General features: G+C 46.4%; 2 protein-coding genes. Both read left to right on the top strand.

All coding sequences use genetic code 11. From position 1 onward, the window contains the following. On the top strand, positions 1–281 hold a 281-nt coding region (locus R7Q38_RS23630; protein WP_318114497.1), incomplete at its 5' end, for a LysR substrate-binding domain-containing protein. A 104-nt stretch (positions 282–385) separates the two neighbouring features. Further along, on the top strand, positions 386–1,294 hold a 909-nt coding region (locus R7Q38_RS23635; protein WP_318114498.1), incomplete at its 3' end, for an efflux RND transporter periplasmic adaptor subunit.

Raw genomic sequence — 1,294 nt, forward strand, 5'->3', positions numbered from 1 at the left:
TTTGGCATTTTCAGGAACAAAATGTAGCACTCAAACCAAAACTCATTTCCAACAACATCGGCTTTATTAAAAGCTCCACAGTGCTTGACCGCGGCATCAGTTATATCCCAAAACTGTTGGTAAAAAATGAGCTCGAATCCGATGCATTGGTGCAAGTATTGTCTCAATATGCTGTCACGGAAGAAACGGGGTGGTTACTCTATCCTCAACCGAAAACGCTGAACCAAGCTAGCCGGTTGCTTATTGAACATTTGTGCAATAAAATCCCAAAACTTTTGTAGTTTGCATTTATTGTCATAAAATTTGTGACATTGAATCATGCGCACGCATGATTATCTGAACATCTGTGAATTATAAGATGGCGCCGAAATTATGGAGCCATCTTATGAATCATCAAATCAAAACCGCTGCGCTGAGCACTATCGCGCTCTCTCTACTCGGCTGTAATCAAGCTCAACCTCAGGTTGAGGAGCCAAGCGCATCCAGACCCGTTCAAGTGATTGAAGTCAATGAAAGGAATGAAGAACTCAACAAATCATTCAGCGGGATCGTAAAAGCAAAAGAAACCGCCTCACTCTCTTTTCGTGTACCCGGCACCGTGGAAAGCGTGTTCGTAAATAAAGGCAGCGTGGTAGAAAAAGGCCAAGTCATTGCCACGCTGGACAAGCACGACTACCAAGTCTCACTAGAAGAATTACAAGCGCGTATGTTAGAAGCGCAATCAGCCCACAAACTCGCGAAAGCCGAGTTAAAGCGCGTAAAACAAGCGACTTCTGATGATGCCATTGCCAGCGTAAACTTAGACCGGGCCATCAGCAGCTACGAACGTAGCCTCTCTGCTGTCAAAGTGGTTGAGAAAAACATCCAACGTGCAAAAGATGCCCTGCGTTACACCACTCTACGTGCACCATTCACTGGCATTGTTGCCGACGTTTCTGTTGATCCACATGAACAAACCTTGCCGGGCGGCAGTGTTGTGTCAATTCAGCAAGAAGGCAGCTGGGAAGTGGACATCGACGTACCGGAAAATATGATTGCGCAATTCGCACTAGGTCAGCCGGCATCGTTGACTTGGTATGATTCGGAGCAATCCTACCGAGCAACCGTGGCAGAAATCGCGCCGAAGAAGCACCTGCTCAAACAAACCTATACCGTCACGCTAGACATCGATTCGATTTCCAGTGCGCTATTCAACGGTAAAGCAGTCACAGTAAATACCGCGCTCAACACCAGTCACTCAAGCCATTGCTTTCCTTACTCTGCAATTTTGGGTGAGAAACAGACTCTGCACGTG

This window comes from Vibrio sp. Vb0598 (assembly GCF_033338935.1).
Taxonomy (GTDB): Bacteria; Pseudomonadota; Gammaproteobacteria; order Enterobacterales; family Vibrionaceae; genus Vibrio; species Vibrio alginolyticus.